The 1855-nt window shown below is 64.5% G+C and carries 3 protein-coding genes; all 3 read right to left on the reverse strand.

Annotated elements, in window-relative coordinates; genetic code table 11:
- The coding region (locus EN742_RS33715; RefSeq protein ID WP_128333813.1) for a DUF4915 domain-containing protein at positions 1-935 on the reverse strand (935 nt) is incomplete at its 3' end.
- Positions 878-1558, reverse strand: a complete 681-nt coding sequence (locus EN742_RS33720; protein ID WP_127406047.1) for a glycosyltransferase family 2 protein — start codon at positions 1556-1558, stop codon at positions 878-880. The genes EN742_RS33715 and EN742_RS33720, both read right to left, overlap by 58 nt.
- On the reverse strand, positions 1521-1855 hold a 335-nt coding region (locus EN742_RS33725; RefSeq protein WP_281035034.1), incomplete at its 5' end, for a transketolase C-terminal domain-containing protein. The genes EN742_RS33720 and EN742_RS33725, both read right to left, overlap by 38 nt.

Below are 1855 nucleotides of genomic sequence, written 5' to 3' on the forward strand. Positions count from 1 at the left end.
GTCCAGCCCCGCAGGCGCGCGACGATCTCGATGCTGCCATCCTGTCCGCAGCTTACGACGCTGCCGAATCCGCTGTTGGCAACCCACAAGGCATCGCCGACGAAGCGGGGGGAGTGCGGACGGGTCAAGCCACGCGTCATCGGCAATCGCGTCGCGCCGCTGAAAACGACGCCGCGCCCTTCCACGGCAAATTCGATCTGGCCAGGTCGTGCGCCGACGAGATCGTCCTTGGATGCCGTGAAGCAGCTTTCGGCCAGACTCTTTCCGGCCGCGATGCCATTGAGCTGCAAATGATTGAGGCCAAAATCCGCTCCCGCGTCCCCCTCGATGCATGACGGCCACCATACACGCTGGCTGCCACCGAGCGCCGGGAATGCGACAATGGCGTTTTCACCAACAGCACTGCCATGCAGCTCAGGGCCGATCATCGCCAGATCGTGGAGATATGTGCTGCCGGGCAGGAAGCGGGCACCCGCGGGCATGAGCACGTTTCCGGCAATGCCCTTCGATGTGAGATCCCTGCGTGGCAGAAGCCCGTCCGCAGCCCGCAGCGTGTACAAGACATTCGGATTGCGTGTGCTTGCGACATGGACTTCTCCCCGTGCCGCGTCGAAGGCAATGCCCGACGGGTGCGGCAGCCTGAGGTAGCTCACCTGGGGTGATCCCGAGGCCATCGAGAGCGCCAGCAGGAGATGCTCGTATTCGCGGCTGACCAGCAAGGTGACGCCGGCCTCGGCGAGACTCTGCCACCATGGCCCCGTCACCTCGACTTCAAGCAGACTGCTGTCGATCGCTCCCGCGTCCTGCCACTGCGCCACGACGCTGGCCGGGTCACGCCAGGCTTGATGGTCGGCCTGGAAGGAGTCGTTCCCGTCGCTCAACTTTGCAACCTCATTCGCAGCGCGCCGCGATAGAGCCGCATGGCCGTGCGCCATCCGGTTGTCGAGCGACCGCCGTGTCTAGGGCCGGATGCCATGCCGAAGGGGGTGATCGCGTATCCATGGCGGCGACAGATTATGCAGAATTCGAGATCGATCAGATCGTCATCGCGCTGCAGATCCAGGAGCGCCTCGAAGCGGCGATGGAACAGTTTCGGCGTGCCGTTGATATCGCGCAGCCGCAGCCCGAAAAGCAGCCTCGCCTCGAGATTGTACAACTGCGATCCAAGCGCGCGAAGCCACGCCCGGCCCTGCTTCCGTTCGGCCTTGAGGACGCTGTCCGGCCGGCTTATGCCGGCATCCAGCGCCCGGCGCAGATCAGCTCCCGCCGTACGCGCCGAATTCGTATAGCATAGAAATTCTCCCCGGGCGGCCGCCAGGCCTGTCCTGACCGCGCGGCCCCAGCCCGCATTGTCGGCTCTCAATGTGCGCACATTGGGATAGCGGATTGCCAGCTCCGCACAGAGCGCGGCGCTGTCGTCACGCGATCCATTCTCGACGAGGATAATTTCCCACGGCACCGAAAGGCTGCGGAGAGTTGCATGATATTCCTCTATAACGGTGACGACATGGTCGGCCTGGTTATGGATGGGAAGGATGATCGACACTGTCGGGTTCATGGCAACTCAACAAATGCAGTTCCCGGGCGGCAGACGCAATCTGGTCGGCGCTCAATCCACTGCGTTCCATCAGCCAGGTCGCACTGCCGCCGCGGCCTGCGCCGGGCTGGGTTGCCGCGAGGCGGCGGAAAGGCCTCGCCAATCCGGCTTCCGCGAGAACCTCCGCCACCAAAGAACCCAGTCCTCCCGTCTGCTGGTGCGCCTCGACCGTCAGGACGGCGCTGGCATCGGCCAATGCGGTTCCCAGGTCCGCCAGCGGCGCAGGCGCAAGGCCGGGGAGGGACAACACCGTCGCCT

Origin of the sequence: Mesorhizobium sp. M4A.F.Ca.ET.020.02.1.1 (genome assembly GCF_004022645.1) — a bacterium.
GTDB lineage: Bacteria > Pseudomonadota > Alphaproteobacteria > Rhizobiales > Rhizobiaceae > Mesorhizobium.